Below are 14,860 nucleotides of genomic sequence, written 5' to 3' on the forward strand. Positions count from 1 at the left end.
CGGGCCGGCTCCCGGCACCTGCCGCCCCGTGCTGCCCTGACCCGCGGGGTCATCGCCCCCCGCCCCGGCGGGCCGCACCGGACCAGGCGGTCGCCGCCTTCACCGACCGGGCGACCTGCACCGATCCCCTGACCGAGGCCACCGGCCAGGTCACGGCTCCCGGCCCGTCCGCACGCTCACCACTCCCGCTTCCGCAGCTGCGCGAGCGTCTCCGGGTCGGCGGGCAGGAGGGTCTCCACCGCCAGTTCGGAGACCGTCACGTCCATCGGGGTGTTGAAGGTGGCGATGGTGGAGATGAAGGACAGCACCGTGCCGCCGTGCTCGATGACCATCGGCAGCGCGAAGGGCGGATGTTCGCCGGTGGCCGCCACCTCCCGCCCGCCCTCGGGCAGCGGATACTGCCGTACCTCGTCGTAGAGCGCCTTCAGCGGCGCGGAGCGAAGCAGCGCCAACTGCCGTTCCATCTGGGTGAGGAGATGGCCGCGCCACTCCAGGAAATTGCGGATACGGGGCGCCAGGCCCCGCGGATGCAGGGTGATCCGCATGGCGTTGAGCGGCGGCCGCAGCAGGGACTCGTCGACCCCCTCCAACAGCAGAGCGATGCCGCGGTTGGCCGCCTGCACGGTGTACGTCCCGTCCACCACCAGCGCGGGGAACGGTTCGTAGCCGGTCAGCAGCCGTTCCAGGGCAGTGCGCAGGGCGGCCATCGCGGGGTCGTCCAACGGCGTCTCCGCGAATGTCGGCGCGTAACCTGCGGCGACCAAGAGGGCGTTGCGCTCCCGTACGGGGACGTCGAGGTGTTCGGCGAGCCGCAGCACCATCTCCTGGCTGGGGCGGGAGCGGCCGGTCTCGATGAAGCTGATGTGCCGGGCGGAGGAGTCGGCGCGCAGGGCCAGTTCCAGCTGGCTGATCCTGCGCCGGTCGCGCCATTCGCGCAGCAGCGTCCCCACACCCGTGGCCTGGGGCCCGAGCGTCGCGGCAGTCGTCATGGAAGGGACGGTAGCCGACCGGCTGCGGGGCGGCGGGCGGGCGGCCCGTACCCGCACTGCCCCGCGGCGGTGGGCCGGGCCGAGGCCGGGCCGCGTGCGGGGGCGCGTGCGGGGGCGCGAAGGTGCCCAGGCGTGCCACGCTGGGATCGTCCGGCATCCGGTGAGGAGAGGAGAGCGCCATGAGCGCTCAGGTGGAACCGCTCGACGACAAGGAGATCCAGGACCGTCTGGCGGAGCTGCCCGGCTGGTCCGCCGAGGGCGGGCTGCTCCGCCGCAGCTACGCCTTCCACGGTCACCTCCCGGCCGCCGTGACGGTCATCCATATCGCGCAGATCCAGGAGGAACTGGGCCATCACGCCGATCTGACCCTGGGCTACAACCGGCTGTCCGTCGCCGTGAACACCCACAGTGTCGGCGGCCGGATCACCGGCCTCGACTTCGACCTCGCGCGCCGCATCGAGGAGCTCGCCCCCGCCCATGGGGCGCGCTGACCCCCGCGGTGGGCGTCAGGTCTGCTCCGGCACCTTCACCACGCGGCCCGCGCGGACCAGCTCCGCGTTGAACTGGGCACCGGACAGCAGCGACAGATGCGAGAACCACAGCCAGATGAGGAAGACCAGCGGGCCCGCGAGCGAGCCGTAGAGGCGGTTGAAGGTCCCCACGTACGACACATAGGCCGAGAAGCCCGCGGAGGACACCAGCCACAGCAGGACCGCCACCATGCCGCCGGGCGCCGCGCGCCGCACGCCGCGCGAGGTCGGCGGCCCGGAACGGAACAGCACCATCGCGAGGACGGCGGCCAGCAGGAGCAGCAGGGGCCACTTCAGGAGGTTCCAGCTGGCTTCGCCCGCTTCGCCCAGCCCGAGCCCCCGGCCGAGGGCGCGCGCGATGGGCCCGCTCACCAGCAGCACCACCGCGCTGCTGATCAGGAGCGCCATCAGCAGCAGCGCGGTCGCCAGGATCCGCGGCGCCTTGCGCCACGGTGGCCGGTCGTCCTTCGTACGGTGCATCGCGTGCAGTGCCCGGCGGAACACCGCCAGATAGCTGCACGACGACCACAGCGCACTGACCAGCGCGCCGCCCACCACGACCCAGGCGGCGGTGTGCTGATGGGCCATGACGATCAGTGCATGGCGCACGGCCGTGCCGGAGCCGGCCGGGGCGAGGGAACTGATCTGCTGGATGAGCTGCTCGGTGGCCTCGGGGTCGGCGAGGCCGATCAGGGACACGGTGACGATGATCGACGGGAGCAGCGCCAGCACCGAGTAGTAGGTGAGGCTGGCCGCCCAGTCCGTCACGTCGTCGTGCCACACCGCGACCGGCGTGCGGCGCAGCGCGGTGCGGCACTGGGCCCACGTCGGCAGCCTGGTGTGGTCCGGCGGGGCGGCGGGCGGCGCGGAGGTCGCGTGCGGAGCGGCGTCAGCGCCCATGGCGGTCTCCCGGTGTCACGTGCCCCGGCCGCCGCTCCCCGTGCGGCCGGGACCGGCCGGTGTGCCCGTGGCGCATACCGATGCCGCCCATCTCGTGTCCGTCCTCTCAGTCGATCCACCCTCGGGGTGCGCCGGCCGGGTCGGGCCGCCGGCCCGTTTCCTCACTCCGTGCCCCGTTGGCCGGGACATGTGCCCGTTGTCCCGGCCCTGCATCATCTCCCGGCTCCGGGGCCGCGACCCGCACGACCGCCGATCCCGTCGTTCCACCATCTGCCCCGCCCGGGCCGGGCCACCGGGCCGGGGTCCGCCCCGCGCCGTCCGTGCCCGGGGCGGCGTCAGGCGAAGGCCAGGCCCCGCCACGGCGAGGCCGGGTCCTGGGTGAGGACGCGGTGGATGTGCAGGGTCTCGGCGTACTGCGGCCCGAACCAGCCGTTGTCGTACGCCAGCATGCGGCCCAGCGCGTACCCCGCGGCGAACTCCGCCCACGAGCCGTACGCCTCCCGCGCTCCTTCGGCGGCCCGCAGCACGGCCTGTTCGGCCTGCGGCGGCGCGCACAACCGGGCGCTCAGGCCCCAGCGGACGAGGTTCACGGCGTGCGCGAGATCCATCGCGACCAGCGACACCACGCGGCCGTCGGGCGGCAGCAGCCCGTCCGTGCGGAAGCGTTGCTCGTAGCGGGCGACGAGCTCGGGCAGATCGGGTGCGGCCGTCGTGCCGCCGCCCGCCGAGGAACCCGCCGCCTCCTGCGCCGCCGCCCCGAGGGTGCCGTCAGCCGCCGTCTCCGGGGCGCCGTCGGCGTCCGGCGACGGCCGCGTCCCGGCCCGCGCGCGCAGCGCCGCCTCGGTGTCGGCCGGTGCGAACCGGGCACCGAGCAGCTGGTCCAGGCGCTGCTGCCAGCTCGCCGGGTCGGTCACCGACCACTGCTCGCGCAGCGTCCTGGCGTCCGTCTCGGGGTCGAGGAAGGCGGTGCCGAGTTCGTTCCACGGGACGCTGTGGTGCACCGCGAGGGGGGCGCCGCAGGCCAGCCCCTGCGCGAGCGGACCGTGCAGCGGGCCGCCGTAGTGCGTGGTCAGCAGCCCGCCGGGCCGTACGCCGACCTGCGCGCGGATCCGCATCCAGTGGGCGCGGTGGCCGGGTGTCGCGGCCAAGTACGCGGCGGACGGCGTGCCGGGATTGACGGCCAGCCGCCATTTGTCATGGGGCCAGTCCTGGGCCAGGTCCTCGATCGAGACCCGGTCGAAAATCTGCTGTGGCTGCCACGGCGGCAGCATGCCGCGCGTCAGGACGGGAATGCACTTACCGCCCGTCGCGGGATCGTCGTAGACGGGCAGTGGGTCCTGACCCTGCTGTGGCGCCGCCAGATACAGATCCTCGCCGGCGACCGCCGCGACCTGTCCGTCCCCGTCACCACGCGCCGTCGCTTCGCACAGCCGCCGCTCCGTCTCGGTCGGCGGCATCCATCCCGGAGTAGCCACGTGCCAGACCCTACGGTGAGCCGGTGGTCCGACGGGAACCGGGGTTTGCCGAACCGGCAAGGAAGGTTGCCCGGAATCGATCCGTATCGGAGGCTCGACCGTATGAGCAATCCACATCCCGCCGGCAACCGCCACCACGCCGGTCACGGCCACCACGCCGGGCACGATCAGGACGCCACCCAGGTGGACTGGGAGGTGCTGGGCCCGCACCTCGAGCGCGGCGCCGAGGTGCACACGCCGGTCTACGAGCAGGCGGCAGTGTGGCTGCGCGAGCTGCTCACCGCCGCCGACGGTCCCGATCCGGACGCGGTGCGCCGGGTGTTCGACATCGGCAGCGGCCCGGGCGTCGCCGGCTGCGTCCTCGCGCTCGCCTTCCCGGAGGCCGAGGTGGTGGCGGTGGACCCGGCCGAGGCACTCCTGGACCGGGCCCGCGAGCGTGCCGCCCGCCTGGGCCTGGGCGACCGCTTCCACACCCACGTCGCCGAGGTCCACGACGGGCTGGACGCCCTCGGCGGCGCCGACGTCATCTGGTCCAGCCGGGCCCTGCACCACATCGGTGACCAGCGGGGCGCGGTGGCCACCCTCGCCGGGCATCTTCGCCCCGGCGGTCTGCTCGCCATCGCCGAGGGCGGTCTGACCCCCCGCTTCCTGCCGCGCGACCTCGGCATCGGCCGCCCGGGGCTGCAGTCCCGCCTCGACGCGGTCGGCGAGGAGTGGTTCACGCGGATGCGCGCGGCGCTCCCGGACACCGCGCAGGACATCGAGGACTGGCCCGCCTTCCTCGCCGACGCCGGCCTGTGCACCCCGTGCACCCGCAGCTTTCTCCTGGACCTGCCGGCCCCGCTGCCCGACGCCGCCCGCGACTACGTCGTCGCCACCCTCGTCCGCATCATCGAGGGGTACGGCGACCAGCTGGACCCGGAGGACCTGACCACCCTCACCCGTCTCACCGACCCGCACGACGCGGCCGGTCTGGCCCGCCGCCCGGACGCCTTCCTGCTGTCCGTCCAGACGGTCCACACGGCCCGCGCGCAGTAACCGGAACGACCGCGCGGCCGGGGGCGGGCGTGCGGCCGCCCGGGCCGCGCCAGCGGGCCGCCCGCCCCCGCACCGCCGTGCGCGCCTCCTCGGCGCAGGGTCTCAACTCCCGTTCATCGGCTTCGGGTTGATCACGGCGAAGGGTGCGCCCTGCGGGTCCTGGACGACGGCCATCCGCCCGGCCACCATGTCGAAGGGCGCCTTGAGCGTCGAACCGCCGGCCTCCTGCAACGTGGCGACCGTCGCGTCGGTGTCGGGCACCGCGAAGTACGTCAGCCAGTGGGAGGGGGTGCCGGGGGGAGCGCCCGCGGGCATCGACTGGAGTCCGCCCACCGGCCGTCCCTGCACGGCGAGGGCGAAGTAGCCCTCGGCGCCTTCCATGGGCTCGGCCCGGATACCGAGGGCGGTGTCGTAGAAGGGGGCCGCGACCTCCCGGTCGGTGGTGTTCAGCTCGTTCCAGATCACCGCGCCGTTCTCGTTGACGATGCCGGCGCCGGGGAAGTCGCGGGCCTGCCAGACGCCGAAACCCGCTCCGGCGGGGTCGGCCGCGATGCACATCCGGCCGAGGGTCATCACGTCCATGACGGGCATCAGCACCGTGCCGCCCGCAGAATTCACCGCCTGCTCGGTGGCGTCCGCGTCGGCGGAGGCGAGATAGGTCGTCCACACCGTCGGCGGCGCGGGCTGGCCGCCCATCGGGACGGCGGCCATGATGCCGGCCACCGGTTTGCCGTGCAGCTGACACACGGCGTAGCCGCCGGTCTCCGGTGGCCCGATCTCGCCGGTCCAGCCGAAGAGGCCGGAGTAGAAATCGATGGCTGCCTGCTGGTCGGGGGCTGCGAGATCGACCCAGCAGGGCGTCCCGGGCGCGTAAGGGGCGGTGACTTCGGGCATCGTTGCCTCCTCGGTGGGGGCGCCGCTCATGCCCTGATGACATGAGGGAGTGCGCTGCGTGCCCCTGCCGGTGGGCGCAGGGACCGCCCGCTCCCTCCAGATTTCCCGCCACCCGCCGGGCCCGCCACTCGGCAGCCGGATCCGGCCACGCGACGTACGACCACGAGGCCCCGGAGCAACCGGACGGGCCGGTCGGCACCACGGGGGGTGAGCCACGGCCGTAGGCCCCCGGACCTGTCGTCCGAGGGCCTGCCGCACGGCTCCGTACGTCGCCGGGCCGGGATGTTCGAGGTAGCTCAGGCCACGTCGAAGGTGGCCGGGTCCGGGCCGAGGCGGTTGCCCGTGTCGAGGCCGGCGACGGCGTTCAGATCGGCGTCGTCCAGCTCGAAGCCGAAGACGTCGATGTTCTCCCGGATCCGGGACGGGGTCGCGGACTTGGGGATGGCGACGTTGCCGAGCTGGAGGTGCCAGCGCAGGACCACCTGGGCGGGGGTCCTGCCGTGCTTCTCGGCGAGCCCGGCGATCGTGGCGTCCTCGAGGAGGCCCTTGCCCTGGCCCAGCGGCGACCAGGCTTCGGTCGCGATCTGGTGCCGGGCGTGCGCGGCACGCGACTCGGCCTGCTGGAACTGCGGGTGCAGCTCGATCTGGTTGACCGCCGGGACGATCGAGGTCTCGCCCTGCAGCCGCTCCAGGTGGGCGGGCAGGAAGTTCGAGACGCCGATGGCCTTGGCGCGGCCGTCCGCGGCGATCTTCTCGAACGCCCGGTACGTGTCGACGTACGTGTCCGCGGCGGGCAGCGGCCAGTGGATCAGATACAGGTCGACGTACTCCAGGCCGAGCTTGGCCAGCGAGGCGTCGAAGGCACGCAGGGTGGAGTCGTAGCCCTGGTCGCTGTTCCACAGCTTCGTCGTGACGAACAGGTCCTCACGGGGGATGCCGGAGGCGGCGAGGGCCTTGCCGGTGCCCTCTTCGTTGCCGTAGATCGCGGCGGTGTCGATGCTGCGGTAGCCCGCGTCCAGGGCGTGGCCGACTGCGGCGGCCGCCTCGTCGTCCGGGATCTGCCAGACGCCGAAGCCGAGCTGGGGCATCGCGATGCCGTTGTTGAGCGTGATGGACGGAACCTTGCTCACGGGGGATTCGATCCTTACATCGGTCGACTGCATGGTCGTGCGTCTATGCGCTTCTCGTGCGTCAACGATCATCCGCCTCCGGACATTCCCGTCGCGGGAGATGCGCCGCGAATTTCCCGCGGTCGGGCGGGTCCGACCTGCCCGACCCGCCCGACCGGGCCGGACCGGCCCCTTACGCCCGGTAGAGCGCGTCCACCTCGGCCGAGTAGGCGGTCTCGATGGCCTTGCGCTTGAGCTTCAGGGAGGGCGTGAGCAGCCCGTGCTGCTCGCTGAACTGGTTGGCCAGTATCCGGAACGTACGGATCGACTCGGCCTGCGAGACCAGCGTGTTGGCGGCCACCACGGCGCGCCGGATCTCGGTCTCCAGGTCCGGGTCGCGCACCAGGTCGCCCGCCGGCATCTCCGGCTTGCCGCGCATGGTCAGCCAGTGGGCGACCGCCTCCGGGTCCAGTGTCACCAGGGCGGCGATGAACGGCCGGTTGTTGCCGACCACGATGCACTGTGCGACCAGCGGATGGGCTCGTACCCGCTCCTCCAGCGGCACTGGTGCGACGGTCTTGCCGCCGGAGGTGACCAGGAGCTCCTTCTTGCGGCCGGTGATCGTCAGATAGCCGTCCTCGTCGATGGCCCCCAGGTCGCCGGTGGAGAACCAGCCGTCGTGCAGCACGGCATCGGTGGCCTTCGCGTCGTTGTGGTAGCCCTGGAAGATCTGCCCGCCGTACAGCCAGACCTCGCTGTCCTCCGCGATGTGCACGGTGGTGCCGGGGACGGGTGTGCCGACGGTGCCGAAGCGGGTCCGCTCGGGTGGGTTCGCGGTGGCGGCCGCGGTGCTCTCCGTCAGGCCGTAGCCCTCGTAGATGATCACTCCGGCGCCCGCGAAGAACAGCCCGAGCCGGCGCTCCATCGCCGAGCCGCCCGACATCGCGTGCCGCACCCGGCCGCCCATCGCGTCCCGGACCTTGCTGTAGACGAGCTTGTCGAAGATCTGGTGCTGCATCCGCAGCGCGGCGCCGGGCCCCGATCCGGTGCCGAACGCCTTGTGCTCGACCGCCTCCGCATACCGGACCGCGATGTCGACGGCCTTGTCGAAGGCCGCCACCTTGCCGTCCGCCTCGGCCTTGCGGCGGGCCGCGGCGAAGACCTTCTCGAAGATGTACGGCACCGCGAGGATGAAGGTCGGCCGGAAGCTCTGGAGGTCGGGCAGGAGCGCGCGGGCCGCGAGTTCGGGCTGGTGGGCCAGCTTGACCTGGCCGCGGACGGCCGCGACCTGCACCATCCGCCCGAAGACGTGGGCGAGGGGAAGGAAGAGCAGCGTGGACGCCTCTTCGCCCGCCTTGGACTTGAAGACCCGCTCATGGCTCATCACCATGTTGTCGGACTCCGCCATGAAGTTGGCGTGGGTGATCACGCAGCCCTTGGGCCGACCCGTGGTGCCCGAGGTGTAGATGATCGTCGCGATGGCGTCCGGGGTGACCGCCATCCGGTGGCGGTGCACGACGTCGTCCTCGATGTGCGCGCCGGCCGCGGTCAGCTCGGCCACCGGATCGCCGTCCAGCTGCCAGAGCTTGCGCAGCTGCGGCAGCCGGTCGATGACCGAACCGATGGTCATCGCGTGGTCCTCGTGCTCGACCAGGCAGGCCGAGACGCCGGCGTTGTGCAGCATCCAGAAGACCTGCTCGGCCGACGACGTCGGGTACAGCGGGACGGACTGGGCGCCGACGGACCACAGCGCGAAGTCGAACAGGGTCCACTCGTAGCGGGTACGGGACATGATGCCGACCCGGTCGCCGAATCGGACGCCCTGTGCCAGCAGCCCCTTGGCCAGCGCCATGACCTCGTCCCGGAATTGCCCCGCGGGGACGTCCTGCCAGTGCCCCTCGCCGTCCTTGCGGGTCAGCGCGATCCGGCCGGGATCAGCGTCGGCGTTGTCGTAGACGGAATCCGCCAGCCCGCCGACCTGCGGTGCGGTTGCCAAAGGGGGGACGGTGAACTCGCGCAATGACCCAGCCCTTCGTGGTGCTCCTCACAGGGCCGAGACCGTACCCCAAGGCGGCGGTGTCCGGGAGGGCGGTACCACGGCGCGGACGTGCGTGTACGGGAAATAGCCAAGGTGGGAAATCGGGCTACTTCGGAGAAGAGGGGACATGATCCGGCAGGTTCGTCTCCGGACTATCACGGTGCCGGGACCGTTTCTGCACCAAATCTCTGCATGGGCCGCCCCGCGCCCCGGAGCCCGCGGACCAGGCGGGACCCCCTAAGACAGATGCAGCCGATCGCCGCCCGCCAGGATCGCGTCGGCCAACGCCTCCGCCGGACCGCGCGCCGCGCGCGAGTCCCGCCCGTACAGCAGGACGAAGTCCACCGCGCCGAGTTCCGGCAGCCCGGCGCGCGGCGGGATCCGCACCAGACCTGGCGGGATCATGCCCATGGTGTGTGCCATAACTCCCAGTCCGGCCCGGGTTGCGGCGATCAGTCCGTTCAGGCTTCCGCTGGTGCACGCGATACGCCACTCCCGCCCCTGGTGCTCCAGGGCCTGAAGCGCGCGGGCCCGGGTCACCGCGGGCGACGGGTAGACGACCAGCGGAAGGGGCCGTCGGGCATCGAGCCGCAGCCGTTCGGTGCCCACCCACACCAGACGGTCGCGCCACACCAGCTGCCCGCGCGACGCCTCCGGGCCGCGCTTGGCCAGTACGAGATCGAGCCGGCCGGCCGCCAGCCGCCGGTGCAGCGTTTCGGACAGCTCGACCGTCAGCTCCAGATCGACCTCGGGGTGCTCCCGCCGGAACCCTTCGAGCACCTCCGGCATCCGCGTCAGCACGAAGTCCTCCGAGGCGCCGAACCGCAGCCGGCCGCGCAGCCGCGTCCCGGTGAAGAAGCTCGCGGCCCGCTCGTTCGCCTCCAGGATCGTGCGCGCGAAGCCGAGCATCGCCTCCCCGTCCTCGGTCAGCTCCACCGCGTGCGTGTCCCGGACGAACAGCCGCCGCCCCGCGGCCTCCTCCAGCTTCCGCACATGCTGGCTCACGGTCGACTGCCGCAGCCCCATCCGGTGCCCGGCCTGGGTGAAGCTCAGCGTCTGCGCCACCGTGAGGAAGGTGCGCAGCTGTGTGGGTTCGAACATGCCCGGGCCTCCGTGTCGTGCTCCCCGCGTCGGTACCGCTCGGCGGCACCCCGGCCACTCGCGACAACAGCGGCCCTCGCTGCCCTCGCGCCATCACGATCTGCGATAACAGTCACCACAGTAAGCGGGGTTCCCGATCGCCGTCGCCCACGGCACCCTGGACCGGGCGGTGCCCCGGCCACGGCCGGTCCGCCCCGCGATCACCGAACGACCGAAGAGAGACCATGCGCCGCCCCCTGCTCACCCCGCCCTCCTGGCTGCCCGTGGACGGATACCTCCTGGCGCTGGTGGGAACGGTCGGCCTGGCGGCGCTGCTGCCCGCACGCGGACCGGCCGCCGCGGTCGCCGACGGCGCCTCCACCGCAGCCGTCGCCCTGCTGTTCTTCCTCTACGGCGCGCGCCTGTCCACCCGCGAGGCGATGACCGGACTGCGCCACTGGCGGCTCCATCTCACCGTGCTCGCCTGCACCTTCGTGGTCTTCCCGGTGCTCGGCCTGGGCGCCCGCGCACTGGCCCCGCCGGGGCTTTCGCCGACCCTCTGCACCGGGCTGCTGTTTCTGTGCCTGGTGCCCTCCACGGTCCAGTCCTCCATCGCCTTCACCTCCATCGCCCGCGGAAATGTGGCCGCGGCGATCTGCGCCGGATCCTTCTCCAGCATCGTCGGCATCGTCGTCACCCCGCTGCTGGCGGGCCTCGTCCTGGACGGCGGCGGCGGCTTCTCGGCCGGCTCGCTGCTCTCCGTCGTCTGCCGGCTGCTGCTCCCGTTCGCCGCCGGGCAGGTGCTGCGCCGCTGGGTCGGCGGCTTCCTGATCCGGCACAAGAGGGCCCTGGGCCGTGTGGACCGCGGCTCGATACTGCTCGTCGTCTACACCGCCTTCAGCGCCGGCATGGTCGAGGGCATCTGGCACCAGGTCTCCCCACGGAGCCTGCTGTGCCTGCTGGGCGTGGAGGCGGTCCTGCTGGCGGTGATGCTGACCGTCACCTCTTACGGCTCCAGGAAACTCGGGTTCGTCCGCGCGGACCGGATCGCGATCACCTTCGCCGGGTCGAAGAAGAGCCTGGCGGCCGGGCTGCCGATGGCGAGCGCGCTCTTCGGCGCGCAGGCCGGGCCGGCGGTGCTGCCGCTGATGCTGTTCCACCAGATGCAGTTGATGGTGTGCGCGGTGCTGGCGAAGCGGTACGCGGCACGGGCCGCCACGGAGCCGACCCGCCCGGCGGACGCGGCGGATCCGACGCCGGCGGCGGACGGCCGCCATGCACCGCGCAGTGCGGAGACCGGCACCGAGCAGGACGATGCCGCGGTCGGTGGCGCGCGGCGGTGACCGCCGACGTGCCCCGGGCCGTGTCGTACCCGGCCCGGCCGGCTGCCCGGCCCGGTGGGGGCCGCCACCGGGCCGGGCGGAGGGCTCGCGCTCAGTTCCGCGCACCCCCGTGCACCCGGTCCAGCGCCAGCCGCAGCACCAGCGGCCCCGCGGCGGACGCGCCGGAGGTGCGCAGACCGGACAGTTCCTCGTCGGTCAGCGCCCGGCGGTAGACCCGGACGTCGTCCAAGGCGCCGGTGAACTGGGCCCGGCTGTCCAGCCGTTGGCCCAGGTGCACGCCGAAGACCGAGCCCCGGCTGACCGAGCCCGGGACGTCCGGGACGCTGGTGGTCCGGACGAGGTCCACGGTGAGGAGCAGCCGGCCGTGGGTGCGGCGCAGGGCGAGATGGTGCCAACGGCCGTCGTTGTACGCGCCCTCGGAGGCGACCTGCGCGGTGACGGTCGGGCGGGCGCCGTCGGCGGCGGTCAGATGGGCGGTGATCCGGTTCTTCGCGGGGTCGCCGCTCACCACCACCTGCGGCGACCTGCTGCCCACACCGCCCATCCAGAGCATCGGCTGTTCGCCGGTGGTGGCCTCGTAGCGGAAGAAGAGACTGCAGGTGAAGTCGTCGGTGCCCAGCGGGAGGGAAGGGCGGTACGGCAGCCGCACGGCGTCGTCCCCGCCGTCGAAGGCGAGCGCATCGCCGAACACGCCGTCGGTGGGCCGGGCGCCGCCCAGGACGAGTGCCGGGCGGGCGCCGCGGGCGTCGTCGCGGGTGGTGGGGTCGGGCGCGCGGCGCGGGCCGAGCCATTCCTCGGTGAAGCGGGCGAAGCGGATCTCGTCACGGGCGTCGGCCTTGCCGCCCTCGTAGAGCAGTCCGGTGACGTCGGGGGAGAGGGCGGCCATGTCGGAGTAGCCGGACCAGTCGGTGGTGACCTGGGCGCCCCGGTCGACGCCTTCCCAGGTGCGGCCCTCGTCCCAGGAGGAGCGGATCGTCATGCTCCGACGCCGGTCGGGGTCGGCGGGCGCGGCGAAGAGGGTGCGGGAGCGGCCGCCTGCGGCCTGCGAGCGCGGCAGGCGCAGCGCCGAGGCCTGCACCATGGGGGAGTAGAGGTCGGGGATCGTGCGGAAGGGGGCGGCGAAGGTGCCGCCGCCGTCGCGGCTGACGGCGGCGGTGCGGTGCCCCAGGTCCGTACCGTCCTGCTCGCGGCCGTTGACATAGACGGAGCCGTCGCCGCGTTCCAGGAGCGTCATCTCCGAGGGCTTCTGCCGAAAGGTTCCGTCGCCGGCGGTGGGCCAGGTGTCCAGCGCGCCGACCCGCCAGGTGCGGCCGCCGTCGTCGCTGTGCACCAGCGCCGCGTGGTTGGCGGTGACCCGGTTCTGCGCGTAGCTCTCCGCGTTGATGCCGAAGACCAGGCGGCCCGCGTGCCGGCCCCGGGTGAGCTGGATGCCGTGCACGGGGCCGGTGGCGTACCAGGAGTTCCACTCGGGCGGGCGGATGGTGGGGGTCAGGTCCCGGGGGGCGGACCAGGTGGCGCCGTCGTCGTCGCTGTACTGCAGGTGGGGAGTGCGGTCGCAGGGGACGTCGCAGCTGAGGCCGTCGTTGCGGCCCTTGTTGTAGGTCTCGGCGATGACGATGCGGCCGGTGCGGCGGTCGACGAGGGGAGCCGGGTTGCCGTGGGTGTCGCCGTCACCGTGGTTGATGACCTGTAGCGGGCCCCAGGTGCGGCCGCCGTCGGTGGAGCGCTTGACGACCAGGTCGATGTCGCCCGAGTCGCCGCAGTCGTGCACCCGGCCCTCGGCGAAGGCGAGGAGAGTGCCGTGCGTGGACCGCACGATCGCCGGTATCCGGAAGCAGGAATAGCCCTGTCCCTGGGCGGCTTTGAAGAGGACCTGCTGGTCGAAGCCGCCCGCGGGGGCGGGGGTGGGGGCCGCGGCGGCCGACGTGGCGGTCGCGGGCGCCGCGTCGGGCGCGGCCTGTGCGGGGGCGGTCGGGAGGAGGGCGAGGACTGCGGCGGTGAGCGCGGCGAGACCGGCTGCGGCTCGGCGCCGCAGTGGTCTGCTGCGAGGGCTCGGGTGTGCGCGGAGAACTGACGTCATGGTCCGGCCTGCCCTTTCGGGGTTCGGCGTCGGGTCATCAGGACATCCAACGTCCTATGTGCATCCGCGACGGAAGCTACTGCCGCGTGCGGACGGCGACAAGGAGCCTGCGTCAGTTCGCCGCGCGGGGCCCGGATTTCACTCGCCCGGCCCGCAGGCGATGCGGCGGGTGGGCCGTGCGGGCGGGGAGCGCCGGCGGGGCGGGATGTGTCGGCCGGGCGGGGAGTGCCGGTCGGGCCGCGCGCCGCGGAGGTGCCGCGGGCTCCCGGGGCGGCTGCTTCTCCTGTGCGCCTACGCCGCCTCCGGCGAACCCGTCGGATCCGCCCCGTCCGCGGCTCCTCACGGCCGCAGCACCACCTTGCCGAGGTTGGTCCGCGCCTCGATGATCTCGTGCGCCTGCGCGGCCTCGGCCAGCGGCAGTTCGGCGTGGACCGCGGCCCGCAGCCGCCCCGCCCCGGCCAGTTCCCACAGCTGTGCCCCGTGCCGCTCGTACCGGTCCCGGTGCACGGTGGAGAAACGCCGCATGGTCAGCCCGATGACGCTCTTCGAGCCCGCCAGCAGCTCATACGCCGGGACCGTGCCGCCACCGGAGCTGAAGAAGACCAGCCGGCCGCCCTCGGCGAGCGCCGCGAGGGCGCGCGGCAGCAGCTCGCCGCCGACGCCGTCCAGCACGATGTCGACGGGCTCACCCCAGGACTCCTGGTCGTACGTGACCACCTCGTCGGCCCCGAGCCCGTACAGGAACTCGGCCTTGGCCGCCGAACCGACGGCGGCCACCACCCGCCGCACCCCCTGGAGCTTGGCCAGTTGCACGGCGAGATGTCCGGTGGCGCCGGCCGCCCCGGTGATCAGCACGGATTCGGTACCGGCCGGTGCGGCGGTGCTGAGCGCGGCCAGTGCGACCTGCCCGCTGCGCACCAGGGCGACCGCCTGCACGGCGCCCGCCCCGTCCGGGATGCGGGAGGCCAGGAAGGTGGGGGCGAGGGCGAGTTCGGTGTACGACCCGGTGAGGGTGAGCGAGGTGACGCGGTCGCCGACCGCGAAGCCGGTGACATCCGGACCGAGGGCGACGACCTCCCCCGCCACCTCGCCGCCCGGCGTGCCGGGCAGCGGATCGCCGGCGCCCTTGCCGTCCCCGCGCACCCGGCGCACACAGGGCAGCGTGACGCCGATCGCCTCGGTGCGCACCAGGAGTTCGCCGGGGCCCGGCGCCGGGCTCTCGGCCTCTTCGAGCCGCAGGACTTCGGGGCCGCCGTAGGCGTGGAATCGGACGCGGCGCATGGGCCGGCACCTCCCTGGGGGCGGCCGTTGCGCAGGGCTGCGCACCGACCGATATTCATTGGTGGGCCCAACGGTAAACGAAAACCATGGGGTAGGCCAACGG

Annotated in this window: 12 protein-coding genes; 3 read left to right on the plus strand and 9 right to left on the minus strand. The window is 73.2% G+C overall.

Features of this window, described 5'->3' with window-relative positions:
• Positions 1-176: 176 nt before the first annotated feature.
• Positions 177-989, minus strand: coding sequence for a helix-turn-helix domain-containing protein (locus ACGFML_RS30780; protein WP_393548899.1), 813 nt, complete (start codon positions 987-989; stop codon positions 177-179).
• Positions 990-1,168: 179 nt separating this feature from the next.
• On the opposite strand from ACGFML_RS30780, the gene ACGFML_RS30785 reads away from it, so the two are divergent.
• Positions 1,169-1,480, plus strand: coding sequence for a 4a-hydroxytetrahydrobiopterin dehydratase (locus ACGFML_RS30785; RefSeq protein ID WP_393548900.1), 312 nt, complete (start codon positions 1,169-1,171; stop codon positions 1,478-1,480).
• A 15-nt stretch (positions 1,481-1,495) separates the two neighbouring features.
• On the opposite strand, the gene ACGFML_RS30790 is transcribed toward ACGFML_RS30785, so the two are convergent.
• Together ACGFML_RS30790 and ACGFML_RS30795 are read right to left on the minus strand one after the other, a co-directional pair.
• Positions 1,496-2,419 carry a YihY/virulence factor BrkB family protein gene (locus ACGFML_RS30790; RefSeq protein ID WP_393548901.1) on the minus strand — a complete coding sequence of 308 codons (924 nt, stop codon included), beginning with the start codon at positions 2,417-2,419 and terminating at the stop codon, positions 1,496-1,498.
• A gap of 335 nt (positions 2,420-2,754) precedes the next feature.
• Complete coding sequence (locus ACGFML_RS30795; RefSeq protein ID WP_393548902.1) at positions 2,755-3,894, minus strand: DUF1266 domain-containing protein; 1,140 nt, start codon at positions 3,892-3,894, stop codon at positions 2,755-2,757.
• Between the two features lie 102 nt (positions 3,895-3,996).
• On the opposite strand from ACGFML_RS30795, the gene ACGFML_RS30800 reads away from it, so the two are divergent.
• Positions 3,997-4,932 carry a class I SAM-dependent methyltransferase gene (locus tag ACGFML_RS30800; RefSeq protein WP_393548903.1) on the plus strand — a complete coding sequence of 312 codons (936 nt, stop codon included), beginning with the start codon at positions 3,997-3,999 and terminating at the stop codon, positions 4,930-4,932.
• Between the two features lie 102 nt (positions 4,933-5,034).
• On the opposite strand, the gene ACGFML_RS30805 is transcribed toward ACGFML_RS30800, so the two are convergent.
• From ACGFML_RS30805 to ACGFML_RS30820, 4 genes are all read right to left on the minus strand, one after another.
• On the minus strand, positions 5,035-5,826 hold the full coding sequence (locus ACGFML_RS30805) for a VOC family protein (RefSeq protein WP_393549001.1): 792 nt from the start codon (positions 5,824-5,826) through the stop codon (positions 5,035-5,037).
• Between the two features lie 296 nt (positions 5,827-6,122).
• The gene (locus ACGFML_RS30810) at positions 6,123-6,956 is read right to left on the minus strand and encodes an aldo/keto reductase (RefSeq protein WP_393548904.1); all 834 of its coding nucleotides are present in this window, start codon (positions 6,954-6,956) and stop codon (positions 6,123-6,125) included.
• A gap of 172 nt (positions 6,957-7,128) precedes the next feature.
• Positions 7,129-8,955 carry an AMP-dependent synthetase/ligase gene (locus tag ACGFML_RS30815; RefSeq protein ID WP_393548905.1) on the minus strand — a complete coding sequence of 609 codons (1,827 nt, stop codon included), beginning with the start codon at positions 8,953-8,955 and terminating at the stop codon, positions 7,129-7,131.
• Between the two features lie 255 nt (positions 8,956-9,210).
• On the minus strand, positions 9,211-10,074 hold the full coding sequence (locus ACGFML_RS30820; protein ID WP_393548906.1) for a LysR substrate-binding domain-containing protein: 864 nt from the start codon (positions 10,072-10,074) through the stop codon (positions 9,211-9,213).
• Between the two features lie 224 nt (positions 10,075-10,298).
• On the opposite strand from ACGFML_RS30820, the gene ACGFML_RS30825 reads away from it, so the two are divergent.
• Positions 10,299-11,396: a bile acid:sodium symporter family protein gene (locus tag ACGFML_RS30825; RefSeq protein ID WP_393548907.1), complete on the plus strand. Its 1,098-nt coding sequence runs from the start codon at positions 10,299-10,301 to the stop codon at positions 11,394-11,396.
• 91 nt (positions 11,397-11,487) lie between these two features.
• Here the strand turns inward: ACGFML_RS30825 and ACGFML_RS30830 are convergent, their stop codons facing one another.
• Both ACGFML_RS30830 and ACGFML_RS30835 read right to left on the minus strand, forming a co-directional pair.
• Positions 11,488-13,476 (minus strand): exo-alpha-sialidase, encoded by a 1,989-nt coding sequence (locus tag ACGFML_RS30830; protein WP_393548908.1) that lies wholly within the window; start codon positions 13,474-13,476, stop codon positions 11,488-11,490.
• A 339-nt stretch (positions 13,477-13,815) separates the two neighbouring features.
• The gene (locus ACGFML_RS30835; RefSeq protein WP_393548909.1) at positions 13,816-14,757 is read right to left on the minus strand and encodes a zinc-binding alcohol dehydrogenase family protein; all 942 of its coding nucleotides are present in this window, start codon (positions 14,755-14,757) and stop codon (positions 13,816-13,818) included.
• Positions 14,758-14,860 lie beyond the last annotated feature (103 nt).

Origin of the sequence: Streptomyces sp. NPDC048650 (genome assembly GCF_043199095.1) — a bacterium.
Classification (GTDB): domain Bacteria; phylum Actinomycetota; class Actinomycetes; order Streptomycetales; family Streptomycetaceae; genus Streptomyces.

Bases quoted from the DNA above. Each gene is read 5' to 3' on its own strand.
- ACGFML_RS30780 (WP_393548899.1), bottom strand. From the start codon at position 989: ATGACGACTGCCGCGACGCTCGGGCCCCAGGCCACGGGTGTGGGGACG.
- ACGFML_RS30785 (WP_393548900.1), top strand. From the start codon at position 1,169: ATGAGCGCTCAGGTGGAACCGCTCGACGACAAGGAGATCCAGGACCGT.
- ACGFML_RS30790 (WP_393548901.1), bottom strand. From the start codon at position 2,419: ATGGGCGCTGACGCCGCTCCGCACGCGACCTCCGCGCCGCCCGCCGCC.
- ACGFML_RS30800 (WP_393548903.1), top strand. From the start codon at position 3,997: ATGAGCAATCCACATCCCGCCGGCAACCGCCACCACGCCGGTCACGGC.
- ACGFML_RS30805 (WP_393549001.1), bottom strand. From the start codon at position 5,826: ATGCCCGAAGTCACCGCCCCTTACGCGCCCGGGACGCCCTGCTGGGTC.
- ACGFML_RS30820 (WP_393548906.1), bottom strand. From the start codon at position 10,074: ATGTTCGAACCCACACAGCTGCGCACCTTCCTCACGGTGGCGCAGACG.
- ACGFML_RS30825 (WP_393548907.1), top strand. From the start codon at position 10,299: ATGCGCCGCCCCCTGCTCACCCCGCCCTCCTGGCTGCCCGTGGACGGA.
- ACGFML_RS30830 (WP_393548908.1), bottom strand. From the start codon at position 13,476: ATGACGTCAGTTCTCCGCGCACACCCGAGCCCTCGCAGCAGACCACTG.
- ACGFML_RS30835 (WP_393548909.1), bottom strand. From the start codon at position 14,757: ATGCGCCGCGTCCGATTCCACGCCTACGGCGGCCCCGAAGTCCTGCGG.